Genomic DNA, 25,964 nt, shown 5'->3' with positions numbered 1-25,964 from the left:
GGTTCGGGGTGCGAACCGGCAAGGTTGGTGGGCCGAACGGGCACGGTTAGTGGGCCGAACCGGCAAGGTTGGTGGGCCGAACCGGCAGGGTTGGTCGGCCGAACCGCCAGAGCTGGCGCTCGTGGGCCCGCTCGGCCAACCGTGCCGGTCCGTCACGCCAACCGTGCCGGTTCGTCACGCCAACCGTGCCCGTTCGCGCCCCGAAGTGTGCCCGTTCGTCGGGCGGGCGGTCAGCGGGAGGCGAGGATCAGCTCGGCGATCTGCACCGTGTTGAGGGCGGCGCCCTTGCGGAGGTTGTCGTTGGAGACGAAGAGCGCGAGGCCGCGGTCGTCGTCGACGCCCGGGTCCTGGCGCAGGCGGCCGACGTACGACGGGTCCTTGCCGGCGGCCTCGAGCGGGTTGGGGATGTCGGAGAGCTCGACACCCGGGGCGCCGGCGAGCAGCTCCTTGGCGCGGGCGACCGGCATCGGAGACGCGAACTCGGCGTTGATCGCCAGAGAGTGACCGGTGAAGACCGGGACCCGCACGCAGATGCCGGAGACGCGCAGATCGGGGATGCCGAGGATCTTGCGCGACTCGTTGCGCAGCTTCTGCTCCTCGTCGGTCTCCTCGAGGCCGTCCTCGACGAGGTTCCCGGCGAACGGCAGCACGTTGTAGGCGATGGTGCGCTTGTAGACGCCGGGCTCGGGGAACGCGACCGCCTCGCCGTCGTAGGCGAGCTCACGGGCCTTGTCGCCCGCCGCGGCGACACTCGTGGCCAGCTCCTCGACGCCGGCGACACCGGAGCCGGAGACGGCCTGGTAGGTCGAGGCGATCAGCCGCACCAGCCCCGCCTCGTCGTGGAGCGGCTTGAGGACCGGCATCGCCGCCATCGTCGTGCAGTTGGGGTTGGCGATGATGCCGTGACCGGCCTCGATCACGCCCGCGGCGGCCTCGGGGTTGACCTCGGAGACGACGAGCGGGATGGCGGGGTCCTTGCGGAAGGCCGAGGAGTTGTCGACGACGATCACGCCCGCCTCGGCGAACTTCGGCGCCAGCGCCCGCGACGTGGTCGCGCCGGCCGAGAACAGGGCGACGTCGAGACCGGATGGGTCGGCGGTCGCGGCGTCCTCGACGACGACCTCGCGGTCGCCGAACGCGAGCGTCTTGCCGGCCGAGCGCGCCGAGGCGAAGAACCGCACCTCGTCGGCGGGGAAGTCGCGCTCAAGGAGGATCTGGCGCATGGCGACGCCGACCTGGCCGGTGGCACCGACGATTCCGATCTTCATGGGATCAACCTTTCCGGACGCCCGCGGATCACGCGAGCGGATAAACGGGGGTGGCCGCGGTCAGCGGCCGGTGCCGCCGTAGACGACGGCCTCGATCTCGTCGGAGCCGAGGTCGAACGCGGCGTGCGCGGCGTTGACGGCATCCTGGACCTGGGTCTCGGCGACCACGACGGAGACGCGAATCTCCGACGTGGAGATCATCTCGATGTTGACGCCGGCCTCCGAGAGCGCCTCGAAGAAGCGGGCTGAGATGCCGGGGGCGGAGCTCATGCCGGCGCCGACGATCGAGACCTTGCCGACGCTGTCGTCGTACTGGAGGCTGTCGAAGCCGACGGCCTCCTTGATGCGGTCGAGCGCCGTCATCGCCGTCTGGCCCTCGCCGCGCGGGAGCGTGAACGAGATGTCGGTCAGGCCGGTCGCTGCCGCCGACACGTTCTGGACGATCATGTCGATGTTGATCTGCGCGTCCGCGACCGCGCGGAACAGGGCCGCGGCCTCACCGGGCTTGTCGGGCACGCCGACCACGGTGATCTTGGCCTGGCTGCGGTCGTGGGCGACACCGGTGATGATCGCGGCTTCCATGCTGCTGTCCTCCTGACGGACGTCTTCGGCCTTCACGACCCAGGTGCCTTCCTTGTCCGAGAAGGACGAGCGCACGTGGATCGGCATGTCGTAGCGGCGGGCGTACTCGACGCACCGCAGGTGCAGGATCTTGGCGCCCTGCGCGGCCATCTCGAGGGTCTCCTCGTAGGAGATCCGCGGGACCTTGCGCGCCCGCGGCTCAATCCTCGGGTCGGCGGTGAAGATGCCGTCGACGTCGGAGTAGATCTCGCACACGTCGGCCTTCAGCGCGACCGCGAGCGCCACTGCGGTGGTGTCGGAGCCGCCCCGGCCCAGCGTGGTGATGTCCTTCGTGGTCTGGGAGACGCCCTGGAAGCCCGCGACGATCGCGATGGCGCCCTCGTCGATGGCGGCGCGGATCCGGCCCGGGGTGACGTCGATGATCTTCGCCCGGCCGTGCTCGGCGTCGGTGATGACGCCCGCCTGCGACCCGGTGAACGAGCGCGCCTCGTGGCCGAGGCTCTGGATCGCCATGGCGAGCACCGCCATCGAGATTCGCTCGCCCGCGGTCAGCAGCATGTCGAGCTCGCGGGCGGGCGGCAGCGGGGAGACCTCGTTGGCGAGGTCGATCAGGTCGTCGGTCGTGTCACCCATCGCCGAGACGACGACCACCACGTCGTGGCCGAGCTTGCGGGTGGCGACGATGCGCTGCGCCACACGCTTGATGCCAGCGGCATCAGCGACCGACGAGCCGCCGTACTTCTGCACGACAATGCCCACGAGGGCTCACTCCTGAATCAGCGGGGAAGAGACGCCGCGATTCTACCGAGGGGTCGGGGTCACACCCCGGTCGTGTCCAGCGCCGCCTCGGCCGCCTCGATGACGTCGCTCTCGGAGGGGAGCTCGACGTCGAGCCGGTCGTGCTGGATCACCGACAGCAGCGCCATCTGGGCGGCGCCGGCGAGCGTGCCCCAGCTGGCGACGTAGGAGTACTGCCACCACCAGAGGGCCTCGTCGACGTCACCGGCGCGGTAGTGGCGCAGCCCGTTCTCGAGGTCGCTGGCGATGCTCGCGAGGTCGTCGGAGAGCTGGCCCTCGACGACCTCGGGAGCGTAGGGGTCGAAGACGTAGCTGTAGGTGTCGAGGTCGCCGAGCAGCTCGGACAGCCGCATCCGCAGGTTGTCGACGTCGGGCTCCGGGCCGACGTCGGGCTGGTACTCGTCGCGTGGGGCGAAGTCGCGCTGCGCGCCGAGCCGCGCTCCCGCAAGGGAGACCTGGCTGATCTGCAGCAGGAGGAGGGAGACGGCCTGTCCCCCGGTCGCCTCGGTGGCGATCACCGGGAGCGCCTCGACGAACGCCGAGACGGACGCGGCGATCTCGTCGGCGAACCTGACGTTCTCCGACTCGACGGCGAGCAGGGCCTCGAGAGCGGCCTGCCCGGGGAGCTGTTCGGTCATGTCGCTGCCTGCCTTCCGACGAATGCGCGTCCGAGAGTGACCTCGTCGGCGTACTCGAGATCTCCTCCCACAGGGAGTCCACTCGCCAACCGGGTGATGCGCAACCCCAACGGGGACAACATTCGGGTGAGGTACGTCGCTGTCGCTTCGCCCTCGAGGTTGGGGTCGGTCGCCAGGATCACCTCCGTCACCGCGTCGTCACCGAGCCGTGACAGCAGCTCCTTGATGTGGAGCTGGTCGGGGCCGATACCGTCGATCGGGGAGATCGCGCCACCCAGGACGTGGTAGCGGCCACGGAACTCCCGGGTGCGCTCGATGGCGACGACGTCCTTGTACTCCTCGACGACGCACAGGACCGAGGGGTCGCGGCGCGGGTCGCGGCAGATGCGGCACTGGTCGTCCTCGGCGACGTTGAAGCACACCGAGCAGAACTTCACCTTCTCCTTGACCTCGAGGAGCACCTCGGCGAACCGGCGTACGTCGGCCGGGTCCGCCTGCAGCAGGTGGAACGCGATGCGCTGCGCGCTCTTGGGACCGACGCCCGGCAACCGGCCGAGCTCGTCGATCAGGTCCTGGACGACACCTTCGTACATCGTCGGTCTCTCAGGTGAAGCCGAGCTGGCCCGGCGTCGGCGGGGTGTCGGTCGAGCCGCCGAGGCCGCCTGCGACCGGGCCCAGCATCTGCTCGGCGAGGTCGTCGGCCTTGGACTTCGCGTCGCGGTAGGCGGCGACGATCAGGTCGCCGAGCTCGGCGAGCGCCTGCTCGTCGGTGCCGTCGACGGCGTCGGCGGTGATGGCCACCGCGGTCACCTCGCCGGTGCCGGTGACGCTCACCGTGACGGCACCGCCGGCGACCGAGCCGTCGACCACGGTGTCGGCGAGCTTCGCCTGCGCGTCCTGGAGCTGCGCCTGCATCTGCTGGGCCTGCTGCATGAGCCCGCCCAGGTCGAGCCCGCCCAGGCCGGCGGCAAGCGCCTCCAGCGGGTTGCTGCCCTCGGGGGAGCCGGGCTGCTGCGTCATCGGTGAGCCTTTCGTCGGGTCATGAGCGGGGGTATTCGTCGATCACCTGGGCGCCGAGCTCGCGCGCGAGCAGCTCGGCACCGGACTCGTGGTCGGCGTCGGCGTCGTCGAGGCGCACGGCGGAGTCGGGGTCGTCGCCGGGCTCCTCGGGGGGAGGCTCGGGCGGCGCGGCGAACGCCTCGGGCGGCGGTCGGCGCGACACCCTCTGCTCCGGCTCGGCCTGCCGCTCCGGGGCGGGAGCGTCGGTGGCCCACGGCGGCGGGTCGTCGGCGGCCGCTGCCGGGGCCGCGGCCGGCTGGGACGGCGCCGGCGCTGCGGCGGGTGGCGGGGGCGTGCCGGGCTGCGCGCCCTGGTCGATGATCGCCTCGATGCGCGGCTTGATGCCGACGACGTCGACGATCGCCTGGCTCAGCACCGGCTCGTGGCCACCACTCACGAACTGGTCGCGGAGCCCCCCGGAGGTGAATCCGAGCGTCAGCAGGCCGTCGGTGAACGAGGACACTTGGGCCGTCTGGCCGACCAGCGACCAGGTGGCGCGACGCAACGACTTGCAGGCGTCGATCACGTCGGGCCAGAGGCGTCGTACGTCGGCCAGGGTCAGCCCGCCGGCCGGCGGGGTCGCCGTGGGAGTGGGCTCTGCGGCCGCTGCAGCGCCGGAGGTTTCGAGGCTCGGCGCTGGGGCCCTTTGCACCTCGACCTTCGGCGGCTCAGGCGTCGCTGGCGGAGCGGGATCGGGTTGGTCGGCGACCGGGGTCGGCGCGGGCTCCGGCTCGGCGGGCGCGGGACGCTCGGCCCGCTCGGGCGCCGCCCGCTCGGCGCGCGAGGGGGCCGGGCGGTCCTGGGCCGGAAGCGGGTCGGCAGGCGCGGCGGGGGCCGCGGTCGGCGTACCGGTGATGGAGATCCGCCGCTCGAGGCGGTCGAGGCGGGCGGTGAGGCCGTCGGTGCTGTGGTCGGCGGCCGGCAGCAGGATCCGGGCGCAGATCAGCTCGAGCAGCAGCCGGGGCGCCGTCGCTCCGCGCATGTCGGTGAGGCCGGCGGCCACGAGGTCGGCGGCGCGGGTGAGCTCGGCGCGCCCGAAGCGGGCGGCCTGCGCGACCAGCCGCTCGCCCTGGTCGTCGGCGACGTCGAGCAGACCGGTCGCGGGCGCGTCGGGGACCGCGGAGACGATGACGAGGTCGCGGAGCCGGCGCAGCAGGTCCTCGGTGAACCGGCGCGGGTCCTGGCCGGTCTCGATCACCTTGTCGACCACCCTGAAGACCGACGCGCCGTCGCCGGCGGCGAACGCGTCGACCACGTCGTCGAGCAGCGTGTCGGGCGTGTAGCCGAGCAGCCCGCTCGCCAGGGCGTAGGTCACGCCGTCGGACCCGGCGCCGCCGAGCAACTGGTCGAGCACGGACAGCGTGTCACGCGCGGACCCCGCCCCAGCGCGCACGACGAGCGGCAGCGCGGCCGGCTCGATCGCGACGCCCTCCTTCTCGCACAGGTCGGAGAGGTACGACGACAGCAGCCTCGGTGGGATCAGCCGGAACGGGTAGTGGTGGGTGCGCGACCGGATCGTCGGGATGACCTTGTCGGGCTCGGTGGTGGCGAAGATGAACCGCAGGTGGGGCGGGGGCTCCTCGACGAGCTTGAGCAGGGCGTTGAAGCCCTGCGTCGTCACCATGTGGGCCTCGTCGATGATGTAGACCTTGTAGCGGCTCTTGACCGGCGCGAAGAACGCCTTCTCGCGCAGCTCGCGGGCGTCGTCGACGCCGCCGTGGGACGCCGCGTCGATCTCGATGACGTCGATCGAGCCCGGGCCGCCGCGGGCGAGGTCGCGGCACGAGTCGCACTCTCCGCACGGGTCGGCGACCGGCGCCTGCTCGCAGTTGAGCGCGCGGGCGAGGATGCGCGCGCTGGTCGTCTTGCCGCAGCCGCGCGGTCCGGAGAAGAGGTAGGCGTGGTTGACCCGGTTGCCGGCGAGGGCGGCGCGCAGCGGCTCGGTCACGTGCTCCTGCCCGATGACCTCGGCGAAGGTCTCGGGCCGGTAGCGGCGGTAGAGCGCGAGCGGTGAGTCCACGCCTGAACAGTAACCACCGCACCCGACAGCCGGGCGCTGCACTCCCCAGGCGTCGGACCCGAGACGCAAAGGCCCCCCGTGCACCCGACAGAGCTCACTTACCCTTGCTGCCTTCCGGCCCTGGGGGAGTTGGGCGAGATGCCGCCGCACGGGGGGTTGGCGCAACTCTAAGGGATGGAGGTCAAGGCGATTTCATCGGCGGGTCACCCGACGGGTAACCTCCTCCGCTGGAGGTATCGCCTAGTGGCCTATGGCGCTCGCTTGGAAAGCGGGTTGGGTTAATAGCCCTCGGGGGTTCGAATCCCCCTACCTCCGCCAGAGAACGGCACGGCGCCGGGCAGCAGCCCGGCGCCGTCGCTGATTTCCGCGGGTCTCAGGCCGCCGGCTCGTCGAGGAAACGCACCGGGCGCGGCTCCGGCACGGAGTCCTGGAGAGCGGTGCCGGCGGTCGCGATCGCCGCGCGCACGTGCTCCCGGTCCTCCTCGCCGTGCGGGCACGGGACGACCACGATCCGGTCGGTGCCGCCGGCGTAGTCGAGCTCGGGCTGGAAGCCCTCGTGAGCAAGGGCCGTGGTCACCGCGACCGGGTCCTGCCCCTCGGGCACCCGGTAGCGGACCGTCGGTCCCTCCGGCTCCTCGCCACGAGGACGGCGGTTGAACGGCGTGGCCATGCCGGCGAACCCGGCGATCATCCACACGAGGACGCCGATCACGACCAGCACCGCGAACCAGATCAGGAAGCTCGCACCCATGTTCGGGCGATACCCGGAGCCCTCGGGCACCATACGGGCCCGGGTCAGCGACGGCGACGCGCGAGCACGGGGCGGAGCAGCAGGGCGACCACGAGCGCCGTGCCGCCGGCGAGGCCCCACCACACCGCGTCGCGGCGGGTGCTCGCGAGCAGGTCCTCGCGCGCGCCGGGCGGCTCCGCGCGGCGTGCGACCTCGTCGCGACGGGCCCCGTCGGCGGGGAGGGTACGGCGCTGGAGCGCCTCGACGGGCTGCACGACCCCGTGCCCGGTGGCGCGGCTGACGGCCGACGGGTCGGTGCCGCCGTCGGCGGTGCGGACCAGCCGGTCGCGCAGCTCGTCGGCGTCGTCCGCCGGCCGACCCGACCACACGAGGGCGGCGACGCCGGCGACGTACGCCGCGGCGTACTCGGTGGACACGGTCATCACCACGCAGGGGCTGCCGTTAAGGCCGTACGAGACGCCGCCGTACGTCGGAGCCGCGACGTCGACGTCGCTGTTCTGCACGGCGACCGACGACGAGGCGTCGGCGCCCAACGGCGAGGCGCCGACCGCCAGCACCGACCGGAAACCGGCCGGCCACGCCTCGCCCACGGCGTTCTCGCCGGGCGGGATGCCCTCTTCGCCGGCGAAGCCGTCGAGGGGCGAACCGGCGTCGGGCTCGGAGCGGTCGCCGCCCGGGGCGACCACCAGCACGCCGGCGGCGTCGAGGCCCCGGACGGCGCTCGCGAGGGCCGGTGTCCGGTCGACGGCGAGCGGGACGACCACGACAATCCTGTCGCCCAGCGACGAGCGGCGGCTCCGCACCCACTCCAGCCCCGAGGCGACCGCGTCCGCTGACGGTTCGACGAGCTCCTCGTCGGGGTCGGCGGCGTAGCCGATGTCGTGGACCTTGAGGCTGACCACGTCGGCACCGGGTGCGACCCCGATCGGCAGGTCGCCGTCGTCGGCCCCGGCGGCGATCCCGGCGACGACGGTCCCGCGCGGGCTCGGGATCTCACCCGTCCCGCGCAGCACCTCCTGGTCGTCGACGAGGTCGGCGCGGACCCCGGTGTCGACGACCACGACGGTGACCCCCGCCCCGGGCGCCCGTCCCTCGCGCTCGAGCAGCTCGTGCGCTGCCCGCACCTGGAGGGCCTCGTAGGGGAGGTTGTCGGCAATGACCTCCTCGCGCGGGCTTTCGGCGTCGACGCCCGCGCAGTCGGGGTTCTCCGCCAGCGCGGCCGGCGGGGCGGCGTGGACCGGCGGGACCGACAGAGCGACCACGCCCGTGACCGCCAGCCCGGCCAAGAAGCGCCCTAGCGACATTGCGCGTCCGGGTCGGTGGTCGGCGGGCACAGCGCGGCGTCCTGCGACAGCTCGGGACCCTCCGCGAAGAGCTCGAGCCACACGTCCGGCACGACCACCGCGGAGACCCCGTCGTAGCCGAGGTTGGCGACCTCGGTCTGGCCGCGCAGCCGGTACGCCGTCGCGCGGTCGTCGACGAGGTACGGCGCCTCGGACTCGGCGCCCGCCCAGCCACCGCGGCGCACGACGGCGCCGAACCCGGACTCGACCGTGACGTCCTCGACGCCCGCCTCGCCGGCGTCGGCGGCCGCTGCAGCCGCGCTCACCTCGTCGTCGGGGTCGACCCCGATCTCGACGGCGGGCCTGGCGCCGGGCTCGGACCGCAACACCGCGCACACCTCCTCGCCCTCGTCGGTGACGTCAGCGAGGTCGCCGCTGACCGGCCAGAACGTGGCCTCGGGGTCCTCGTCGGCGAAGGTCAGGTCGACCGCGTCCGGCGCGCGCTCGGCCGGGCGGTGGCCGCCGGGCGTGGAGTGGACCAGCACCTCGAGGCCGAACTCGCCGATCTCGAGCGCGCCGTCGGCGGTGACGACGTAGGAGCGGCCGTCGTCGTCGACGAAGTAGTCGCCGACCCTCGTGCGGGTCGGGTACTCGTCCGCGATCGCGTCGGGCAGCCGCGACCCGGCGCCGGCGATCGAGAGCCCGCTCTCGTCCAGCGTGGCACCGGTCGGGAACAGCGACAGCCACTCCTCGGCGACCGGGACCGCGTCGCGCTCCAGGTCGACACCGAGGTCGCGCAGCAGGCTGTCGGGAGAGCGCGGCAACAGGTAGCTGCGCGCGGTCTCGGGCGTCTCGCCGACGGAGGGCCCGGTCGCGACCAGGTAGCTTTCCTTGCCCGTCGTGACCACCAGCCCCGCTTCGGGAGCGGGCGTCACCTGGGACTCCTCGCCCACGTGCGTGCGGACGCCGTACCCGTCGCCCGTGCAGGAGGTCCAGCCGGTGTTGATCAGGTCGTCCGCGGGCGGCACCGTCGCGGGCGCTCCGATGATGCCGACGGGCTGGCCCTTCGGCTCGCCGCCGATCTCCTCCCCCGACACCTCCTGCGCCTCGACGTCGCTGCCGAGGATCAGCTGGGCCGAGGTGACGTTGACGACCGACCGCAGCCGCGGCTCGTCGAAGCCTGGGATGTCGTCCTCGAGGATCACGTAGAGGGCGCCGGAGTCAGCGTCGACGATCAGCCCCGACTCGTCCCAGTCGACGTCGTCGCGGTTGTCGAAGACGCCCGCGATCGCGGCACCAGCCAGCAGCAGCACCGCGATCGCGATGCCCGCCACGATGGTGCGGCCCGGACGCGCCGGCTCGACCTCGCGCCCGCCGGGCGCCCCGGACACGAACGCGGTGACCAGCCGGCGTCGGCTGAACGCGTAGGCCTCGACGAGGTCCTTCTTGGTGCTCACAGCGACCCGGCGACGGAGTCGAACAGGCCGGTCGCCACCACCAGCAGCGGCACCAGCGCCAGCAGGGCGACCGTCTCGAGCACGTCACCGGCGCGGCCACGGCGCACCGACGGCGCGGAGGGGGTCATCGTCGCGACCAGCAGCGCGGCACCCGCGACCGCGAGCGCGACGGCGAGGGTGGGACGCCAGTCCGGCTGGAGAGCGAGTACGGCGCCCGCAGTGACCGCGAGCCCGGCGATGCCCGAGCCGAGGCCGACGAGGACCTCCGAGCCGGTGCGGTACTGCCGGGTGCGGAGCATCACGACCAGGCAGGCGTCGACCGCGAGCAGGGCACCGGTGACACCGAGCGTGACCGCGACCGGCGCGACGAGCAGCAGCAGGAGCCCCACCGTTCCGGAGATCGCGAGCAGGATCTCGTGCGCGAGCCGCGCGTCGGACGCGACCTTGCCCGGGTCGATGTCGTCGGGGTCGGCGGTGATGTCGGCCGGCGAGTAGAGCTGGGCGACGTTGGTCGAGGTGGCGCCGAGAGCCAGCCACGGGAACACGCTGCCCAGCAGCACCACGACGCCGAGCAGGGTGACGAGCAGCGTCGCCGGGTCCGCGTCGGTGCCGCGCACGACCAGCCCCGCGGCGAGCGCGAGGGCCCCGAGCACCACCGGCGGGAAGACCAGGATCCGTCCCTCGCCGAGCCCGATGACGCACACCAGGCCCGCAACGAGCGCGCCCGCACCTGCGGCGGCCAGCGGGTCGGCGTACGCCGGGGAGTCCTCGGGGGCGAGCATGTAGCCGGCGAGCGCCGCGAACACCGCGCCAAGCCAGGCGACGCCGACCGCGACCTCGGCCTCCCGTTGCGCGCGGGACAGCACGATCGCGCCCGCGCACAGGGCGAGCGAGATCGCGCCGGCGGCGAACACGGCCAGGTCGGACTCGCGCTGGACCAGCAGCGCGAGCGCGCCGAGCACCAGCAGGATGGCCGCGGCGACCAGCGCGGTACGCCGGCCGGCGCTCGGCTGCCAGGGGCGGAGATCGTGCTCGACGACGTCGGTCATCGCCTCGACGACGTCGTCGTAGACCCGCGCGACGGGCTCGTCGACACCGGCGGTGAGGGTGAGCAGTCCGCCGTCCTCCACGCCCTGGAGGGTCAGGCCGGCGTCGGTGCCCAGGCGACGTCCGTCGGCGGTGACGACGCGGTAACCGCCGTGGACGGTCGCGGGGTCGAGCAGGCCGACGCTGCGCGCGAGCTCCGGCAGGAGCTCGGCCAGCGGCACGGCGCCGGGGAGGACGAGGTCCACGCGGCGGGTCCCGGAGCTGACGGTGACGCGCACCAGTCCCGAGGTGCCGGTGCCCTGACTCAGGCCCTGACTCATCTGTTCCTCACCTTTCGACGCCCGATCGCCGCCAGCAGGGGCATCGTGGCACGTCCCCTGTCCGAGCACGAGCAAAGGGGCTGCCCCTCAAGGACAGCCCCTTCCCCGCTTTCGTCGGCCGCGTGTGTCGCCAGCCGTCAGATCTCGAACCGGGCGGCGCCGCGGTGGTCGGCCGCGCGGTACTCGTCGTTCGACTGGTAGACCGTGCGCTGGCTGTCGTCGAGCAGGTCGCGCATCTCGCGGATGGCCCAGTCCCACTTGGCCTTCGCGGTGTTGTAGGCCTGCGGCTGGTTGCCGAGCCACTGGCTCTTGAGGGGGTTGAGCTCGGACTCGAGCCGGTTCATCCGGTCGTCGATGTCCTTCACGGTCTGGTACATGTCGCGAGCGGCCTGGTCGAGGGCCTCGTGGTTGACGCGGATTCCGTCGAGTGTCATCTCTGCTTCTCCTAAAGGTCGGGGGTGGCCGCGATCAGGCGTCGAGCCGGCCGGCGAGCTGGGTGTAGCCAGCGCCCTGCTGCTCGTCGACGTCGGTGTTGTCGCGCTCGGTGTCGGTCAGCGCGGCCTCGAACTCGTTGAGGGCGTCGACGATGACCTTCTGCTTCTCGGTCCACGCCTGGTTGAGCGTGAAGAAGGCGGTCGCACCGGCGCCGCCCCACTTGCCCTGCACCGCGGCGATCTGGCCGCTCAGGCGGTTGCTGTAGCCGAGGAAGTCGGTGCGGGCCTCGGCGATCATCCCGGCGGCGCGGGTGAGTGCTCCATGGTCTTGGCCGTACTCGCCGCTGTTCGACATGTCTGCTCCTTGTCTTTGGTGCTGCCACCAGACGTCCTGTGCCCGTGGCAGAAGTTGTCTTGCTTGGCTGGCTCCCGAGATTCCACGGAGCCGACAGGTATCAGCGTTACCCCACCCCTCTCACGCGCTAAACCTCAGCCCGTGATTTCCCACAGCTGACGGAAGAAGCCGACCGCCACGACCAGCGAGGAGACGGCGAAAGCGCCGCAGAGGGTCTCGGCGACCTCGGCCCGACGTGACCACCAGGCCGACCGCCAGCCCCGGCCGACCACGACCGCCACGAGCACCAGCACCGCGGCGATGCCGATGACGGCGCCGGTCGCGAGCGGCCGCGTCTGCTCGCCGGCGAGGTCGAGCGCCACGAGGGCCACCTCGACCACGCTGACGACGCCGGCCACCCAGAGCAGCCGGCGCGCGACCGGGTGTCGATAGCTCCGCGCGGCGAGCAGGAGTGCGGCGCCACCGAAGAACACCAGGCAGCGGGCGCCGATCCGGTCGAGCGGGAGGTCCGTAGTCACCAGCACCAGCGGGCCCGACACCAGCACGACCACGAGGATCGCGACGGACGCCGCGGTGACGGTCCGGGCGCCGCGGCGCGCGACCTCGTCCACGAGCTCCGGGGGTACGACGATGCGCCCCCGTCGCCCGGTCGGCCGGGCGCGGGCGGACCACGCCGTCACCGCGAGCCGCTGGAGGTCGATCAGGTAGTCGTCGGGCACGTCGATCGCCAGCATCGGCACGAACCGGGCGGCCAGCACGGCCGCGAGGAACAGCACCGACCACGCGACCTGCGGCGGGAGGGACACGATCGCGGCCAGCGCGGCGACGGCGAACCACCCCGCGCCCACGACCAGCCACACCCGCAGCGCCTCCTCGGACTGCGGGTTGAGCGCGCGTCCGACGGCCGCGGTCACCGCGCCGGCGAGGGCGGCGGCGCCCACCACGGTGGGCAGCCGCTCGGGTGCGGGATCCCACGCGAGCGCGAAGCTCGCCGCGGCGGCGAACGCGGGGGCCGCCACGATCCGGTGCGCCGTCAGCGGCCCGATCGGGAGCGAGCCGAGGAACGCGGCGACAGCGAGCACCACGACGGGCAAGGTGCGCTCGTCGGCAGGTTGCTGCGCCGTACACCACCCGGCGAGGAGTGCGACGACGGCGGCGACCGTGCACCAGAGCGCGGAGAGCGCGCCGGGCCGCAGGCCGGGCTCGTCCGTCGCAGGGGTACGGCGCCGCGCGCCTCCGTGGCGCGCCGGCTGGGCTGTCGGGTCGACGGCGATCAGCACCGACCCGGACGCGAGCCCGGCCGCGGTGACCGTCGTGTCGGCCGGGAGCGGCCGGCCCACTGCGGTGTGCAGCGGCAGCACCCGGTCGAGCCGCGCCTGCGCGGCGTAGACCTGGGCGACCTCGGCCATGGTGGCGGACGACGGGACGGTGAGGTCGACGGTGCCGCGGGGACCGTAGATGCTGAGCAGCGTCAGCTCTCCCGGCCCAGGGCGCCTGGGCCCGGTGCGCGACGGCGCCTGCGTCATCGAGCCTCCCGAGCTCTGCTCAACCGGACGAAGTGGACGTACCGGACAACTGGTCAGCCCATGATTGCCCACTGTGGGGCGAGGGTAGTCCTACCTCGCGACGGCTGGCAGGCTGTGGCAGGCGCCCGCCGCCGGCGCGGGCGCGATGATCGGGCATCGGAGGACGGGCACACGTGAGTTCCACGCAGTTGGGCCGCCGCGCGGCGGAGCCGAGCGCGCAGAGCGGGGCGCTCCGCGGTGGACGGGCCGGGCGGCCCGAGATGCCGGTGGGCCAGCTCAGGCTCGAGCCGCCGCCGCAGATCCAGCCCAGCGAGGGCGCGGCCGGCGTGGCGATGAACGCCATCCCGATGCTCGGCAGTCTCGGCTCGATCGTCCTCGTCGCGACGATCGGCGGCGTCGGCGGGCCGGTCCGGTTCATCGCCGCCGGCATGTTCCTCTTCGCGACGCTCGGCTTCATCTTCATCCAGATCGACCGGACCCGGAAGCAGCGCCAGCAGCAGGTCACCGGCACCCGCACCGAGTACCTCCGCTACCTCGCCGGCGTCCGCAAGGTCGCGCGTGACGCCGCCGACCAGCAGCGCCGAGCGTTGACCTGGCTGCACCCGGAGCCGGGCGCGCTGCCGTCGTTCGCCGAGGAGCGGAGCCGCATCTGGGAGCGGTCGACCACCGACCCCACGTTCCTCCAGGTCCGCTACGGCACCTGTGCCCAGCCCCTCGCGCTCGACCTGGTGCCGCCCGACAGCGCACCGGTCGAGGACGTCGACCCCGCGGCCGCGTCCGCGCTGCACCGGCTGCTCGTCGTCCACCGGCTCCAGCCCGACCTGCCGGCGTCGGTCGACCTCCGCGCGTTCGACCGGGTCGAGCTCTTCGGCGCCGAGGAGCAGGCGCGCTCCCTCGCCCGCGCGCTGATCTGCTCGGCGGCCGCGTTCCACTCCCCCGAGAACCTCCAGGTCGCCGTGCTCACCACCGACGAGCGGCTCGCCCACTGGGACTGGGTGAAGTGGCTGCCCCACGCCCACAGCCAGCACCAGTACGACGCCGTCGGGCCCGCGCGGATGGTCAGCACGTCGCTCGCCGACCTCGCCGCGATGCTGCCCGAGGACCTCTCGGAGCGGCCGCGCTTCGGTGCCGACGAGCGGGCGGCGATCCCGCACATCCTGTTCGTGATCGACGGCGCCGCGCTGCCGCCGGGCAACCACGTGATCCCGGCCGACGGCCTCCACGGCGTCACGCTGCTCGACCTCCCGACCGGGTGGACCGAGCTCGACGACCCCGCCGGGCTGCGGCTGGAGATCGACCCGCCGGCGCCCGAGGCCGAGCCCTCCGCGACGCTACCGATGCGCGCCGTGCGACTGCGGGCCGAGCCGATCCCCGCCCGCGGCGACCAGTGCTCGCTCGCGACCGCGGAGGCGTTCGCCCGCCGGCTCACTCCCCTCTACACCGCCGCCGGCACCGTCAGCGGCGTCGGGGAGGAGGCCGGGGGCGACATCACCGGCCCGATGGACTTCATGGACCTGCTCGGCCTCGGCGACGTGCACGAGTTCGACCCCGCGGCGGCGTGGCGGCCGCGGCCCGCGCGCGACCGGCTGCGCGTACCGATCGGCCTCGGCGAGGGCGGCGGGATGGTCCACCTCGACATCAAGGAGTCCGCCCAGCAGGGCATGGGGCCGCACGGGCTCGTCATCGGCGCCACCGGCTCCGGCAAGTCCGAGTTCCTCCGCACGCTCGTCCTCGGGCTCGCCATGACGCACTCCCCCGAGCAGCTCAACATGGTGCTCGTCGACTTCAAGGGCGGCGCGACGTTCGCCGGCATGTCCGAGATGCCCCACGTGTCCGCGGTCATCACCAACCTCGCGCAGGAGCTCACCCTCGTCGACCGCATGCAGGACGCGCTCTCCGGCGAGATGGTGCGACGGCAGGAGCTGCTGCGCGAGGCCGGCAACTTCGCGTCGATCCGCGACTACGAGAAGGCGCGAGCCGCCGGCGAGCCGCTCGCCCCCCTCCCCTCGCTGTTCCTGGTCGTCGACGAGTTCTCCGAGATGCTGTCGGCCAAGCCGGAGTTCATCGACCTGTTCGTCGCCGTCGGCCGTTTGGGCCGGTCCCTCGGCCTGCACCTGCTGCTCGCCTCCCAGCGGCTCGAGGAGGGCCGCCTCCGCGGGCTGGAGTCACACCTCTCCTACCGGGTCGGCCTGCGCACGTTCAGCGCCCAGGAGTCGCGGGCCGTGCTCGGCGTACCCGATGCCTACGAGCTGCCCGCCATCCCCGGCCTCGGCTACCTCAAGCCCGACCCGACCACGATGACCCGCTTCAAGGCGGCGTACGTCTCCGGCCCGCCCGCGACCGGGCGGCCCAAGGTGCGGCGCGACGAGAGCGGCCACATGCGCGGCATCCTGCCGTTCACGATCTCCGAGGTGCAGGCCCCGCTCGACCCGGAGCCCGCGCAGGAGAGCGCCGCGCCGGAGACCGTCGACGACACCGGTGCCTCGCTGCTCGACGTCGCGGTCGACCGGATGGACGGCATGGGGCCGGCGGCCCATCAGGTGTGGCTGCCGCCGCTCGACGTGCCCGACACGCTCGACCAGCTGATGCCGGACCTCGCCCCGCACCCGGAGCTGGGCCTGGTCTCGATGCGGTGGCGCTCCGTCGGCGGCCTGACCGTGCCGCTCGGCACCGTCGACCGGCCGCGCGAGCAGCGGCGCGACACCCTCACCGTGTCGCTCAGCGGCTCGGCGGGCCACGTCGCTGTCGTCGGCGGCCCGCGCAGCGGCAAGAGCACGTTGCTGCGCACGATGACGGCCAGCCTGTCGCTGACGACCACCCCGCTGGAGTCGCAGTTCTACGTCCTGGACTTCGGCGGCGGCACGTTCGTCCCGCTCGCCGACCTGCCGCACGTCGCCGGCGTCGGCACCCGCGCCGAGCCCGAGGTCGTACGCCGCATCGTGGCCGAGGTGCGCAGCATCGTCGACCGCCGCGAGGCCTACTTCCGCGAGAACGGCATCGACTCGATCGAGACCTACCGGCGCCGGCGGTTCCAGGCCGGCCGGCGCGGTGCCGTCGACGACGGCTACGGCGACGTGTTCCTGGTCGTCGACGGGTGGAGCACGCTGCGCTCGGACTTCGACGACCTCGAGCTCGAGATCCAGCAGCTGGCGTCGCGCGGCCTGACGTTCGGCCTCCACGTGCTCGCCGGCGCCTCGCGGTGGGCCGACTTCCGCGCGGCGATGCGCGACCAGTACGGCACCCGCCTCGAGCTGCGGCTCGGCGACCCGCTCGACTCGGAGGTCGACCGCAAGATCGCCGGCCTGGTGCCGGCGGGGCGCCCCGGCCGCGGCCTGGTGCCGGGCAAGCTCCACTTCCTGGGCGCGCTCCCGCGCATCGACCAGGACGCGTCGGCCGAGACGCTCGGCGACGGCGTCGACGCCCTCGTCGACCAGGTTGCAAAGGCGTGGCGCGGCCCCGCCGGGCCGAAGCTGCGGCTGCTGCCCGACCGCATCGACCTGGCCCGGGTGCGCGAGGTCGCCGGCGTCGGTACGGCGGACGAGCGGCCCGGTGCCCAGCGAGGGCTCCTGCTCGGGGTCAACGAGAAGGAGCTCGCGCCGATCGCCCTCGACGTCGACGCCGAGCCGCACCTGTTGCTGTTCGGCGACGGCCAGTCGGGCAAGAGCGCCACGCTGCGGTCCTACGTCCACGAGGTGATGCGCACCCGCACGCCCAAGCAGGCGCAGATCCTGCTCGTCGACTACCGGCGGTCGCTGCTCGGCGAGGTGCCGGAGGAGTACCTGCTCAACTACCTCACCTCGGCCAACCAGGCGCAGCCGGCGATCAAGGACCTGGCGGCGTACCTCGAGAACCGGATCCCGGGACCCGACGTGACGCCCGAGCAGCTGCGCAATCGGTCGTGGTGGAGCGGCGCCGAGGTCTTCGTGGTCGTCGACGACTACGACCTCGTGGCGACCCAGCAGAGCTCGCCGGTCGCCCTGCTCCAGCCGCTGCTCGCCCAGGCACGCGACGTGGGCCTGCACGTGGCGGTGGCCCGCCGGTCGGGCGGTGCGTCACGAGCGCTCTACGAGCCGGTGATCCAGTCGCTGCGCGACCTCGCGATGCCCGGCCTGCTCCTTTCGGGCAGCCGTGACGAGGGGCCGCTGATCGGCAACGTGCGCCCGTCGAACCTGCAGCCCGGCCGCGGCCAGCTCATCACCCGCGACCGCGGGGTCGAGGTCGTGCAGATCGCCTGGACGGACCCCGCGCTCTAGGGCCGGTCAGGGGCGCCGCAGACCGGCCAGCGCGTCGAGCACCCGCGCGAGCCCGAACTCCCACGCGAAGTCGGCGTCGCGGACGCCGCCCTGGGCCTCACCGGCGGCGGCTCCCACCCGCTGGGCCAGCGGGAAGTCGTCGCCGAGGTAGTGCGCGAGGCGCGGGCCCCACTCCTGCCAGTGCTCCGCGAGGTCCGCCGAGCGCGCGTCGGCCAGGGCGGCACGGACGCCGGCCCGCACGAAGTCCAGAACGAAGGTCAGCGCGGCGTCGCGGGTGAGGTCGTCGAGCCCGAGCTGCTCGAGCGCGCCCAGCTCGTGGTCGTACTTCGCGATCGTCCCCGGCCCGAGCGCGGTGCGCTCGTCGTCGACCTCGAGCAGCCACGGATGCGCCTCCAGCAACGCACGGTTGGCTGCGGCGACCAGGCCGACCCGGCCGCGCCAGCCGCGGCGCCCGAAGTCCGGCCGCTCCGCGGACAGGTGGACGCGGTCGGCCATCAGCACCAGCAGGTCGTCGCGGCTGTTGACGTGCGTGTAGACCGACATCGTCGAGACACCCAGCTCGGCGCCGAGGCTGCGGATGGTGACGGACGCCAGCCCGTGGGCATCGGCGAGACGTACGGCGGCGTCGACCACCGCGCCGGTCTCGACGCGACTGCGCGGCCCACGACGGCCGCCGCTCGGGGCCTGCGGGTGGTCGCGCCACAGCAGGTCGATCAGAGGTCGCGGCATCTCGGCTCCATGGCGGGAACAATCCTAGAACACTGTACGTTGTACGGCGTACAATGTTTAAGTCGAAAGGACCCTGCATGCACATCACCTCCACCGCCGTCTCCCTCAACGTGCCCGACGTCGCGGCGTCGGCGACGTTCGCGACGACGTACTTCGGCTTCGAGGAAGCGATGTCCGCCGACGGCTTCGTCTCCCTGGCGCACCCCTCGGCCGGACTGAACGTGATCTTCCTGCGCACCGGGCTGGAGACGTTCAAGCCGCAGGACATCGCGGGATCGGCCGGCCAGGGCACGCTGATCGTGTTCGTCGTCGAGGACATCGACGCCGAGTTCGAGCGGATCCGCTCCGGCGGCGCGCGGGTCGTGACGCCGCCGGAGACCGAGCCGTGGGGCGAGCGCTACTGCCAGTTCGCGGACGACAACGGCATCGTGTGGCAGCTCGTCCAGTGGGTCGAGGCGCCCTGACCGCCGGGCGACGTCACCAGCTCGACTTGCGGATCCCCGGCAGCTCGCCGCGGTGGGCCAGCTCGCGGAACCGGATCCGCGAGGTGCCGGTCTTCCGGAGGTAGCCGCGCGGCCTGCCGTCGACCTGGTCGCGGTTGCGCAGCCGGACCGGCGAGCTGTCGCGGGGCAGCCGGGACAGGGCACGCACCGCCTCCGCCAGCTCCCGCGAGCCGGGAGCGGCGCGCCGTACCTGCTCCTTCAGGGCGGCGCGCCGCTCGGCGTACCTCTCGACCGTGCGGCGACGCCGCGCCTCGGCCGCGACCTTGCTCTGCTTGGCCATCAGCGCTCCTCGCGGAACTCGACGTGGCGGCGTGCCCGCGGGTCGTACTTGCGGAGCACCATCCGGTCGGGGTCGTTGCGCCGGTTCTTCCTGGTGACGTAGGTGTAGCCGGTGCCCGCCGTGGAGCGGAGCTTGATGATCGGACGCACGTCGGATCCTCTCTTCGCCATCAGAACCGCTCTCCCCTCCGGGCGAGGTCGGACACGACCGCCTCGATCCCGCGCTGGTCGATCGCCTTGATGCCGCGCGCGCTGACGCGGAGGGTGACCTGGCGGCCGAGGCTCGGCACCCAGTAGCGCTTGCGCTGGACGTTGACGTCGAACCGCCGCTTCGTGCGCCGGTGCGAGTGGGAGACGTTGTTGCCGAACGCGGGTCGGGCGCCCGTGACCTGGCACACCTGTGACATCCCGGATCCTCTCTGTCATAGTGATGAGAACGATTCTCATTCTAATACGAGAGGCAAGGCATGCAGATCCGGAACCAGCTCGAGTACGGCGCCGCGATCGGGGAGGTGGGCCGATGAGGACGCCCATCGTGCTGCTCTCGGGCGTCGACGCGGACGCGATGGCTGCCACGATGGTCGGCCTCCAGTTCGACCTGCCCGGCGCGGTCGCCGTACGCCACCACATCGACGTCGAGCGCCAGGTGCTCACCCGGACGGTCAGCGACGTCACCGGCGTCATCGAGCAGCACGAGACGCTGCTGGAGCACGCCTGCGTGAGCTGCGCGATCCGCGAGGACATCCTGCCCACGCTCGAGCGGCTCGCCCGCGCCCGGCGCTGGCAATCGATCGTCGCGCACCTCCCGGTGGGAGCGGAGGCGGCGCACCTGTGCTCGGTCCTCGCGTGGGACACGCGGCTCGCGCGCTTCCTCCGGGTCTCGGCCGTCGTGACGGCCCTGAGTGCCCAGCACCCCGTCCGGGACCTGCTCGGCGACGACCTGCTCGCCGACCGCGGCTCCCACTGCTCCGACGACGACCGTCGCGGCGTCGGGGAGGTGCTCGCGGCGATGGTGGAGTACGCCGACGCCGTCGTGCTCGACGGCGCGGCGGATCCCGTCGCCAGGGGACTTGTCGCCGCGCTGGCGCGGCCCGACGCCTCGGTCGTGGACGGTGCCCACGGGCTAGACTCCGGCCTGCTCGTCGGGCGCCTCCATCAGCACCAGCGGACGGAGGCATGGACCAGCCCCGTCCGCACCGACGCGCTCCCCGACGTACGGGCCGAGGGCGTGTGGCGGCTCGACCTGCAGTCGCTCCAGCCCTTCCACCCGGAGCGCCTGCTCGAGGACCTCGAGCTGCTGGGTGCCGGGAACCACCGGTCCCGCGGGTGCTTCTGGCTCCCGAGCCGACCCGACCGGGCTCTCGAGTGGGACGGCGCGGGCGGTCAGCTGAGCATCGGCGACCACGCGTCGTGGGGCCGGCGTACGCCGTTCACGCGGATCGTCGTCACCGGCGTCGGCGCCGCACCCGAACGGCTGCGGCCGGCGTTCGAGGCTCTCGTGGCGAAGCCGGGCGAGGTCGACCGGCGCGACCCGCGGTGGCAGGTGACCGAGGACGGCTTCGAGCCGTGGCTCGGCCCGATCCGGGAGGTGGCATAGCGATGGCCGTCCCGAAGCGTCGTACGTCGCGCAGCAACACCCGCCACCGGCGCTCGCACTGGAAGGCGGTCGCACCCGACCTGGTGCCGGTCACCGTCGACGGCGTGCGCCACCGCGTGCCGCGGCGCCTGGTCGCCGCTGTCCGCTCCGGTCATGTCGACCCGGCGACTGGCAAGCCCACTCGTCCCTGAAGGAGAAGTGATGAAGGTCCGCAACTCGATCCGGTCGCTGAAGAACCAGCCCGGCGCGCAGGTCGTGCGCCGGCGCGGCCGGATCTACGTGATCAACAAGCTGAACCCGCGCCTCAAGGCCCGCCAGGGCTGATCGACCCTGCTCAGGCCGGGCAGTACTCGTTGAGCCAGCCGCTGAACGCCTGGTCGGACCCCGCGACCTGGGGTCCGTCGGCCGCACCGGGCACCGCGCTCGGCGGGAGGGTCTCGCCGAGCGAGCCGTAGATGCCGCTCAGCGCCGTGAAGAGTCCGCCGCGCGCCTCGATCGGCATCGACTCCGGGGGTCCCATCGCCACCACGGCGGCGGCGGCCTCCCGGAGGAGCTCCGCGCCGCGGGCGTCGGGCGTCGCGACGTACACCGATTGAGCAGCCGCGAGCGCGCGGAACGCGCGGCAGAACTCGCCGTCGGTCGCGGGCGGGCCCGTCGGCCCAGGCCCGGACGGCGACGTGCTGGGGTCTGCCTCCGGGCCCGGACCGGCGTCGTCGGTGCCACCCGGCCGCACCAGGAGGACAAGCGCCAGCACGACGAGGATCAGCAGACCCGCACCGACCCGCGACCACAGGTCGCGGCGGTCACTCATACGGTCGCTGGGGCGGTTCGATGGTGACGACGTCAGCGGCAGCCAGGGCCGGGGTCTCGCCCCGACCGGAGCCGACGCCCGTGCCCTCGACCCAGGTGCCGGTCACCTCGATCCACTGCTCCTCGGGCGGCGCCTCGGCACCGTCGACACGCACGCGGAAGGCGGCGGCGTCGGCCGCGCAGCATGCGATCGACAGGCGGGTGACGTACCAGCTGCCGCCGTCGTCGACGGTCACGAACCCCGTCAGCCGGACGTCGCGGTCGACGAGCGAGGAGCCCTCGTCGGTCGCCGCGCGCGCGACGAACGAGGCCACCGGCAGGTCCGAGACCTCGCCCTCGGGCAGCGGCGCGACCGCGACGTCGGTGTAGGCGCTGGCATCGAGGTCGTTGGCGTTGCGCTCGGCGACGTAGGCGCCCAGCGCCGGCGGCTGGACGACGAACGCGACCAGCACGGGAAGGAGGAGCAGCCACGCGAACCGGGTCGTCGTGTGCTCCTCCTCGTCGTCCGCCATGGGACCGAGGGCGGCGGTCGCGGCGAGTCCGACCAGGAGCAGGCCGCTGGCGAACAGCGGCCAGCGCATCCACTCGTTGACGTAGCGCGCGTACTCGTCGGTCCACGACACCCGGAGCGCGATGCCACCGAGGGCCGTGAGGACGAGGGCCTGCGCCGCGCGGGTCACAGGATCACCCACCCGACGATCGATGCCGTCGTGGCGGCCACGACGAGGACCAGGGGCACGAACTGCACGGCGAACGCACGGCCGAACTGACCGGCCTCCATCGCGGCGAGCTTGATGTCCATCGCCGGGCCGACGACGAGGAAGACGAGCTTCGCCGTGTCGGAGAAGGCCGTGAGGCTGACCGCGACGAACGCATCGGCCTCGGAGCACAGCGCGATCACGAACGCGAACAGGGTGAGCGCGCCGACCGCGAGGATCGGGTTGCCCGCGACCGCGTCGACGTACCTGACCGGCACGAGGACGTTGATCGCGGCGGCGATCATCGCGCCGAGGACGAGGAAGGCCGCCGCGGGCAGGAAGTCGTGCCACGCCGCGGCGACGAACCTCTGCCACCGGGTGTCGCCGTCGTGGTGGTGGAGGCGGTCGCGGAGCGACGGCGGCCGAAGCGCGGAAAACCGGCGCGAGGCCCACAGGTAGATCCAGCCGATCACCATCGCGGTCACCAGCGAGGCGAGGAACCGCGCCCCGACCATGTCCATCCGGCCACCGAACGCGACCGCCGTCGACACGAGCACGGCGGGGTTCACGGCGGGAGCCGCGAGCATGAACGTCAGCGCGACCGCCGCCGGCATGCCGCGCCGGGTCAGGCCGTTGGCGACGGGGACCACCGCGCACTCGCAGGTGGGTAAGGCGATCCCCGCCAGGCCGGCCGCGGGTACGGCGAGCGCGGTCCGGCGCGGCAGCAGGCGGGAGATCAGCTGCTCGGAGAGGACGACGGATATGACGCCGGAGAGCACGATGCCGACCACGAGGAACGGGATCGACTGCACGACGACCGCGAGGAAGACGGTGGCCCAGGTCTGGAAGGCCGACGAGCCCAGGCGGTCCTCGAGCAGCATCTGCGCCGGGACCGAGCCCACCAGCACGGCGAGGACGAGCCAGGTCTGGGGGTCGGCGCGTCGGTGGGTGCCCGGCGTTGCCGTGGTGGTCATGTCGAGTCCCTCCAGCGCCTGGTGCCGACCTCCGCGCGGGTCAGGATCTCACCCGAGCAGCGCGGCAACAAACCAACCGTCCATCGTCGTGGAAAGCCCATCGGGGGCCGGACCGGGCAAGGAGAACGGTCCGGCCCTCGCGGGCGCCCGGAGCTGGGGATCAGCCCTCGCTGACGAGCTTCTTGAAGGCCGCCGCGGGCTTGAACGCCGGTGCGACGCTCGCCGGGATGTCCATCGCCTCGCCGGTCTGCGGGTTCCGCCCGGTGCGGGCGGAGCGCTGACGCGGCTCGAACGTGCCGAAACCCGGCACGGTGACGGAGTCGCCCGACGCGACCGCCTTGGTGATCGCGTCCAGGGTCGCGGCGACGGCCGCACCGGCCTGCTGCGTGGTCAGCCCGGCCTGCTCGGCGACGGCGGCGGTGAGCTCGCTTCGATTCATGGCGCTCCTTCAGATGATTGAGAATGATTGTCATTACGATACTGCCACGTCGAGGCCCTTGCCGAATGGTCTAGACCGGCGCATAGTGAGAAGCGGGGGTCCTCTCGGAAGGGCACACCATGCGCGACAACCTCACCAGCAGCATCGCGGTCACCCACCACGTCCTCGGGGAGCGGCTGAGGCGGGCGGAGCAGAGTGCGCCGACGCCGGAGCGGCCCCGGGACCGGTTCCCCACGACCGACACGTTCCTCGCCAGCACCAGCCGGCACGTCGGCGCCATCAACGCGGTCCTGGTGCCGGCCGTGCGCAGGCTCTCGCCCGACGGGCACGACGTCGCCCAGGACCTCGTGGAGCGGAGCCGCAGGCTGGAGTGGGCGATGGCCCAGGCCAAGGCGAAGCTCTACGGCTCGACGTACGCCATCCGTCGCTCGTGGACGTCGATCTGGGCCGACGTCCACGAGCGGTTCGAGGAGCTGCTCACCGCGGAGGAGAGGGCCGTGGAGCGTCTCGGCGCGACGATCGATGAGCAGGCGCGCGACGACCTGTCCGATCGGATCTACCAGGCCGAGCTGGCGGCTCCGACCCGCCCGCACCCCTATCTCCCCCACCGCGGGCTTCCCGGCCGGATGGCCCGCGGGGTCGCGCACGGCGTCGACCGGTTCTGGGACATCCGGCCGAAGGCCGGATGATCCCGGAGCCGGTCCGCATCCGCGACCACTCCCGCGACGGCAGGCTCACGCAGTACCTGCTGGCGCAGTCGCGGCTGCCGGAGGAGTGAGCTCCCACTCCCCCGGCAGTCGCGAACCGGATAATCCCTGTTCGTGACGCACTACGACTCGATCGTCGTCGGAGCGGGCGTGGCCGGCCTGACAGCCGCACGCCTGCTCGCCCGCGCAGGGCAGCGCGTCGTCGTGCCGGAGGCACGTGAGCGCGTGGGCGGTCGTCTCCTCACCGACCGGCGCGACGGCCATGTCACCGACCTGGGCGCCTCGTGGATCCACGGGGTCGACGACAACCCGCTGGTCGACGTCGTCCGCGCCGCCGGCATGCCGATGGCCGAATTCACCGTGGGCAGCTTCCAGCCCGACGGGCGCCCGATCGCCTACTACGACCCGGACGGCGTACGGCTGAGCGCCGAGCAGGCCCGGCTCTTCGCCGAGGACGTGCACACCGTCGACGAGCACCTCGCGCACACGATCGCGGCGTCGTCGACCGGCGACTCCTACGAGACCGTCGTCGAGGAGGCGCTGGGTCGGCTCGACTGGCCGTCCGAGCGCGCCGAGCGGGTGCGGGAGTTCCTGCGGCACCGCACCGAGGAGCAGTACGGCGTGTGGATCGCCGACCTCGACGCACACGGGCTCGACGACGACCAGGTCGACGGCGACGAGGTCGTGTTCCCGCAGGGCTACGACCGGCTCGCGACGTACCTCGCGGAAGGACTCGACGTGCGACTCGGCCACGTCGTCGACAGGGTGCGCTGGGCGACCGACGGCGTGACCGTGTCCGGCGACTTCGGCACCTTCCGCGCCGACCGCGTCGTGGTGACCGTGCCGATCGGCGTCCTCAAGTCGCCGGGCTTCGCGATCGAGCCGCCGCTGCCCGAGCCGCTGGCGGGCGCCGTCGAGCGGCTCGAGATGAACGACTTCGAGAAGGTCGTGCTCGGGTTCGCGGAGCGCTTCTGGGACGCGGACGTCTACGCCGTACGGCGCCAGGGCGACGCGGGCCGGTGGTGGCACTCCTGGTACGACCTGACCCGGGTCGACGGCGCGCCGACGCTGCTCACGTTCGCCGCCGGCCCGTGCGCGCGGGCGATCCGGGACTGGGACGACGACGCCGTCGTCGCCTCGGCGCTCGCCGCGTTGAGGGAGATCTACGGCGACGCCGTGACGACACCGGACCGCGTGCACGTCACCCGCTGGCGCGACGACCCGTTCGCCCGCGGCTCGTACGCGTACCTGACGGTGGGCGCGTCACCCGACGACCACGACGTGCTCGCGACCCCGGTCGGAGGCGTGCTGCACCTGGCGGGCGAGGCCACGTGGACGGAGGACCCGGCGACCGTGACCGCCGCGCTGCGCTCCGGGCACCGCGCGGCGGAGACGATCCTCGGCCACGCTGTTCCCTTCAGCCCCCTGTGGGCATGA

General features: G+C 73.0%; 28 protein-coding genes, 1 tRNA gene and 1 other RNA gene. 8 read left to right on the top strand and 22 right to left on the bottom strand.

Annotated features, from left to right (window positions below; all coding sequences use genetic code 11):
- Window positions 1-230: 230 nt before the first annotated feature.
- From HNR19_RS00590 to ffs, 7 genes are all read right to left on the bottom strand, one after another.
- Window positions 231-1,268 carry an aspartate-semialdehyde dehydrogenase gene (locus tag HNR19_RS00590; RefSeq protein ID WP_179666071.1) on the bottom strand — a complete coding sequence of 346 codons (1,038 nt, stop codon included), beginning with the start codon at window positions 1,266-1,268 and terminating at the stop codon, window positions 231-233.
- A 60-nt stretch (window positions 1,269-1,328) separates the two neighbouring features.
- Window positions 1,329-2,609, bottom strand: a complete 1,281-nt coding sequence (locus HNR19_RS00585) for an aspartate kinase (protein WP_179666070.1) — start codon at window positions 2,607-2,609, stop codon at window positions 1,329-1,331.
- Between the two features lie 59 nt (window positions 2,610-2,668).
- Window positions 2,669-3,286: a DUF5063 domain-containing protein gene (locus HNR19_RS00580; RefSeq protein WP_179666069.1), complete on the bottom strand. Its 618-nt coding sequence runs from the start codon at window positions 3,284-3,286 to the stop codon at window positions 2,669-2,671.
- On the bottom strand, window positions 3,283-3,879 hold the full coding sequence (gene recR, locus HNR19_RS00575) for a recombination mediator RecR (RefSeq protein WP_179666068.1): 597 nt from the start codon (window positions 3,877-3,879) through the stop codon (window positions 3,283-3,285). The genes HNR19_RS00580 and recR overlap by 4 nt, the downstream gene beginning before the upstream one ends.
- A gap of 10 nt (window positions 3,880-3,889) precedes the next feature.
- Window positions 3,890-4,306 (bottom strand): YbaB/EbfC family nucleoid-associated protein, encoded by a 417-nt coding sequence (locus HNR19_RS00570; RefSeq protein ID WP_179666067.1) that lies wholly within the window; start codon window positions 4,304-4,306, stop codon window positions 3,890-3,892.
- A 19-nt stretch (window positions 4,307-4,325) separates the two neighbouring features.
- Window positions 4,326-6,365 carry a DNA polymerase III subunit gamma and tau gene (locus tag HNR19_RS00565; protein WP_179666066.1) on the bottom strand — a complete coding sequence of 680 codons (2,040 nt, stop codon included), beginning with the start codon at window positions 6,363-6,365 and terminating at the stop codon, window positions 4,326-4,328.
- Between the two features lie 67 nt (window positions 6,366-6,432).
- Window positions 6,433-6,523, bottom strand: an RNA gene (ffs, locus tag HNR19_RS00560) — signal recognition particle sRNA small type.
- Between the two features lie 71 nt (window positions 6,524-6,594).
- On the opposite strand from ffs, the gene HNR19_RS00555 reads away from it, so the two are divergent.
- Window positions 6,595-6,683: transfer RNA gene (locus HNR19_RS00555), tRNA-Ser, on the top strand.
- Window positions 6,684-6,738: 55 nt separating this feature from the next.
- On the opposite strand, the gene HNR19_RS00550 is transcribed toward HNR19_RS00555, so the two are convergent.
- From HNR19_RS00550 to HNR19_RS00520, 7 genes are all read right to left on the bottom strand, one after another.
- Window positions 6,739-7,116, bottom strand: coding sequence for a hypothetical protein (locus tag HNR19_RS00550; protein WP_179666065.1), 378 nt, complete (start codon window positions 7,114-7,116; stop codon window positions 6,739-6,741).
- A 44-nt stretch (window positions 7,117-7,160) separates the two neighbouring features.
- Entirely contained in the window at window positions 7,161-8,402 is a 1,242-nt protein-coding gene (locus HNR19_RS00545; RefSeq protein ID WP_179666064.1) for a S8 family serine peptidase, read from the bottom strand.
- 8 nt (window positions 8,403-8,410) lie between these two features.
- Entirely contained in the window at window positions 8,411-9,856 is a 1,446-nt protein-coding gene (gene eccB / locus HNR19_RS00540; protein WP_179666063.1) for a type VII secretion protein EccB, read from the bottom strand.
- Window positions 9,853-11,223 (bottom strand): type VII secretion integral membrane protein EccD, encoded by a 1,371-nt coding sequence (eccD, locus tag HNR19_RS00535; protein ID WP_179666062.1) that lies wholly within the window; start codon window positions 11,221-11,223, stop codon window positions 9,853-9,855. Before eccD ends, eccB begins: the two co-directional genes overlap by 4 nt.
- Before the next feature lie 137 nt (window positions 11,224-11,360).
- Window positions 11,361-11,657, bottom strand: coding sequence for a WXG100 family type VII secretion target (locus tag HNR19_RS00530; protein ID WP_179666061.1), 297 nt, complete (start codon window positions 11,655-11,657; stop codon window positions 11,361-11,363).
- Between the two features lie 34 nt (window positions 11,658-11,691).
- Window positions 11,692-12,012, bottom strand: a complete 321-nt coding sequence (locus HNR19_RS00525) for a WXG100 family type VII secretion target (RefSeq protein ID WP_179666060.1) — start codon at window positions 12,010-12,012, stop codon at window positions 11,692-11,694.
- Between the two features lie 134 nt (window positions 12,013-12,146).
- Window positions 12,147-13,538 (bottom strand): hypothetical protein, encoded by a 1,392-nt coding sequence (locus tag HNR19_RS00520; RefSeq protein ID WP_179666059.1) that lies wholly within the window; start codon window positions 13,536-13,538, stop codon window positions 12,147-12,149.
- Between the two features lie 173 nt (window positions 13,539-13,711).
- Here HNR19_RS00520 and eccCa point away from each other — a divergent pair, with 173 nt between their 5' ends.
- Complete coding sequence (eccCa, locus tag HNR19_RS00515) at window positions 13,712-17,791, top strand: type VII secretion protein EccCa (RefSeq protein WP_343046979.1); 4,080 nt, start codon at window positions 13,712-13,714, stop codon at window positions 17,789-17,791.
- A 6-nt stretch (window positions 17,792-17,797) separates the two neighbouring features.
- Here eccCa and HNR19_RS00510 read toward each other — a convergent pair whose 3' ends face one another.
- Window positions 17,798-18,520: a TetR/AcrR family transcriptional regulator gene (locus tag HNR19_RS00510; RefSeq protein ID WP_179666058.1), complete on the bottom strand. Its 723-nt coding sequence runs from the start codon at window positions 18,518-18,520 to the stop codon at window positions 17,798-17,800.
- 77 nt (window positions 18,521-18,597) lie between these two features.
- On the opposite strand from HNR19_RS00510, the gene HNR19_RS00505 reads away from it, so the two are divergent.
- On the top strand, window positions 18,598-18,984 hold the full coding sequence (locus HNR19_RS00505; RefSeq protein WP_179666057.1) for a VOC family protein: 387 nt from the start codon (window positions 18,598-18,600) through the stop codon (window positions 18,982-18,984).
- Window positions 18,985-18,997: 13 nt separating this feature from the next.
- Here HNR19_RS00505 and rpsN read toward each other — a convergent pair whose 3' ends face one another.
- From rpsN to rpmB, 3 genes are read right to left on the bottom strand one after another with little or no spacing between them, the layout of a single operon-like run.
- Window positions 18,998-19,303: a 30S ribosomal protein S14 gene (gene rpsN, locus HNR19_RS00500; RefSeq protein ID WP_179666056.1), complete on the bottom strand. Its 306-nt coding sequence runs from the start codon at window positions 19,301-19,303 to the stop codon at window positions 18,998-19,000.
- Window positions 19,303-19,473 (bottom strand): 50S ribosomal protein L33, encoded by a 171-nt coding sequence (rpmG, locus tag HNR19_RS00495; protein WP_179666055.1) that lies wholly within the window; start codon window positions 19,471-19,473, stop codon window positions 19,303-19,305. Before rpmG ends, rpsN begins: the two co-directional genes overlap by 1 nt.
- Entirely contained in the window at window positions 19,473-19,709 is a 237-nt protein-coding gene (gene rpmB / locus HNR19_RS00490; RefSeq protein WP_179666054.1) for a 50S ribosomal protein L28, read from the bottom strand. Before rpmB ends, rpmG begins: the two co-directional genes overlap by 1 nt.
- 113 nt (window positions 19,710-19,822) lie before the next feature.
- On the opposite strand from rpmB, the gene HNR19_RS00485 reads away from it, so the two are divergent.
- The 3 genes from HNR19_RS00485 to ykgO are packed head-to-tail and all read left to right on the top strand — an operon-like array spanning window position 19,823 to window position 21,223.
- Window positions 19,823-20,899 carry a GTP-binding protein gene (locus tag HNR19_RS00485; RefSeq protein WP_179666053.1) on the top strand — a complete coding sequence of 359 codons (1,077 nt, stop codon included), beginning with the start codon at window positions 19,823-19,825 and terminating at the stop codon, window positions 20,897-20,899.
- Between the two features lie 2 nt (window positions 20,900-20,901).
- On the top strand, window positions 20,902-21,090 hold the full coding sequence (gene rpmF, locus HNR19_RS00480) for a 50S ribosomal protein L32 (RefSeq protein WP_179666052.1): 189 nt from the start codon (window positions 20,902-20,904) through the stop codon (window positions 21,088-21,090).
- Between the two features lie 10 nt (window positions 21,091-21,100).
- Window positions 21,101-21,223, top strand: a complete 123-nt coding sequence (gene ykgO, locus HNR19_RS00475) for a type B 50S ribosomal protein L36 (RefSeq protein ID WP_179666051.1) — start codon at window positions 21,101-21,103, stop codon at window positions 21,221-21,223.
- Between the two features lie 10 nt (window positions 21,224-21,233).
- On the opposite strand, the gene HNR19_RS00470 is transcribed toward ykgO, so the two are convergent.
- The 4 genes from HNR19_RS00470 to HNR19_RS00455 all read right to left on the bottom strand — a co-directional run bounded on the left by HNR19_RS00470 (window position 21,234) and on the right by HNR19_RS00455 (window position 23,820).
- Entirely contained in the window at window positions 21,234-21,710 is a 477-nt protein-coding gene (locus HNR19_RS00470) for a hypothetical protein (RefSeq protein ID WP_179666050.1), read from the bottom strand.
- On the bottom strand, window positions 21,703-22,401 hold the full coding sequence (locus tag HNR19_RS00465) for a TIGR03943 family putative permease subunit (RefSeq protein ID WP_179666049.1): 699 nt from the start codon (window positions 22,399-22,401) through the stop codon (window positions 21,703-21,705). Before HNR19_RS00465 ends, HNR19_RS00470 begins: the two co-directional genes overlap by 8 nt.
- Entirely contained in the window at window positions 22,386-23,381 is a 996-nt protein-coding gene (locus tag HNR19_RS00460) for a permease (RefSeq protein WP_179666048.1), read from the bottom strand. Before HNR19_RS00460 ends, HNR19_RS00465 begins: the two co-directional genes overlap by 16 nt.
- 160 nt (window positions 23,382-23,541) lie before the next feature.
- A complete protein-coding gene (locus tag HNR19_RS00455; protein WP_179666047.1) occupies window positions 23,542-23,820 on the bottom strand; it encodes an HU family DNA-binding protein in 279 nt (92 codons plus the stop codon).
- 119 nt (window positions 23,821-23,939) lie between these two features.
- On the opposite strand from HNR19_RS00455, the gene HNR19_RS00450 reads away from it, so the two are divergent.
- Together HNR19_RS00450 and HNR19_RS00445 are read left to right on the top strand one after the other, a co-directional pair.
- Window positions 23,940-24,509 (top strand): hypothetical protein, encoded by a 570-nt coding sequence (locus HNR19_RS00450; RefSeq protein ID WP_179666046.1) that lies wholly within the window; start codon window positions 23,940-23,942, stop codon window positions 24,507-24,509.
- 132 nt (window positions 24,510-24,641) lie between these two features.
- A complete protein-coding gene (locus tag HNR19_RS00445; protein WP_179666045.1) occupies window positions 24,642-25,964 on the top strand; it encodes an FAD-dependent oxidoreductase in 1,323 nt (440 codons plus the stop codon).

The organism is Nocardioides thalensis, from assembly GCF_013410655.1.
Taxonomy (GTDB): Bacteria; Actinomycetota; Actinomycetes; order Propionibacteriales; family Nocardioidaceae; genus Nocardioides; species Nocardioides thalensis.
This window is presented reverse-complemented; position numbering and strand designations above follow the sequence as displayed.

What these genes read in the sequence shown, in the direction of transcription:
- HNR19_RS00590 (WP_179666071.1), bottom strand. Translation starts at nt 1,268, where the DNA reads ATGAAGATCGGAATCGTCGGTGCCACCGGCCAGGTCGGCGTCGCCATG.
- HNR19_RS00580 (WP_179666069.1), bottom strand. Translation starts at nt 3,286, where the DNA reads ATGACCGAACAGCTCCCCGGGCAGGCCGCTCTCGAGGCCCTGCTCGCC.
- recR (WP_179666068.1), bottom strand. Translation starts at nt 3,879, where the DNA reads ATGTACGAAGGTGTCGTCCAGGACCTGATCGACGAGCTCGGCCGGTTG.
- HNR19_RS00570 (WP_179666067.1), bottom strand. Translation starts at nt 4,306, where the DNA reads ATGACGCAGCAGCCCGGCTCCCCCGAGGGCAGCAACCCGCTGGAGGCG.
- HNR19_RS00550 (WP_179666065.1), bottom strand. Translation starts at nt 7,116, where the DNA reads ATGGGTGCGAGCTTCCTGATCTGGTTCGCGGTGCTGGTCGTGATCGGC.
- eccD (WP_179666062.1), bottom strand. Translation starts at nt 11,223, where the DNA reads ATGAGTCAGGGCCTGAGTCAGGGCACCGGCACCTCGGGACTGGTGCGC.
- HNR19_RS00530 (WP_179666061.1), bottom strand. Translation starts at nt 11,657, where the DNA reads ATGACACTCGACGGAATCCGCGTCAACCACGAGGCCCTCGACCAGGCC.
- HNR19_RS00525 (WP_179666060.1), bottom strand. Translation starts at nt 12,012, where the DNA reads ATGTCGAACAGCGGCGAGTACGGCCAAGACCATGGAGCACTCACCCGC.
- HNR19_RS00520 (WP_179666059.1), bottom strand. Translation starts at nt 13,538, where the DNA reads ATGACGCAGGCGCCGTCGCGCACCGGGCCCAGGCGCCCTGGGCCGGGA.
- HNR19_RS00510 (WP_179666058.1), bottom strand. Translation starts at nt 18,520, where the DNA reads ATGCCGCGACCTCTGATCGACCTGCTGTGGCGCGACCACCCGCAGGCC.
- HNR19_RS00505 (WP_179666057.1), top strand. Translation starts at nt 18,598, where the DNA reads ATGCACATCACCTCCACCGCCGTCTCCCTCAACGTGCCCGACGTCGCG.
- rpsN (WP_179666056.1), bottom strand. Translation starts at nt 19,303, where the DNA reads ATGGCCAAGCAGAGCAAGGTCGCGGCCGAGGCGCGGCGTCGCCGCACG.
- rpmG (WP_179666055.1), bottom strand. Translation starts at nt 19,473, where the DNA reads ATGGCGAAGAGAGGATCCGACGTGCGTCCGATCATCAAGCTCCGCTCC.
- rpmB (WP_179666054.1), bottom strand. Translation starts at nt 19,709, where the DNA reads ATGTCACAGGTGTGCCAGGTCACGGGCGCCCGACCCGCGTTCGGCAAC.
- HNR19_RS00485 (WP_179666053.1), top strand. Translation starts at nt 19,823, where the DNA reads ATGAGGACGCCCATCGTGCTGCTCTCGGGCGTCGACGCGGACGCGATG.
- rpmF (WP_179666052.1), top strand. Translation starts at nt 20,902, where the DNA reads ATGGCCGTCCCGAAGCGTCGTACGTCGCGCAGCAACACCCGCCACCGG.
- ykgO (WP_179666051.1), top strand. Translation starts at nt 21,101, where the DNA reads ATGAAGGTCCGCAACTCGATCCGGTCGCTGAAGAACCAGCCCGGCGCG.
- HNR19_RS00470 (WP_179666050.1), bottom strand. Translation starts at nt 21,710, where the DNA reads ATGAGTGACCGCCGCGACCTGTGGTCGCGGGTCGGTGCGGGTCTGCTG.
- HNR19_RS00460 (WP_179666048.1), bottom strand. Translation starts at nt 23,381, where the DNA reads ATGACCACCACGGCAACGCCGGGCACCCACCGACGCGCCGACCCCCAG.
- HNR19_RS00455 (WP_179666047.1), bottom strand. Translation starts at nt 23,820, where the DNA reads ATGAATCGAAGCGAGCTCACCGCCGCCGTCGCCGAGCAGGCCGGGCTG.
- HNR19_RS00450 (WP_179666046.1), top strand. Translation starts at nt 23,940, where the DNA reads ATGCGCGACAACCTCACCAGCAGCATCGCGGTCACCCACCACGTCCTC.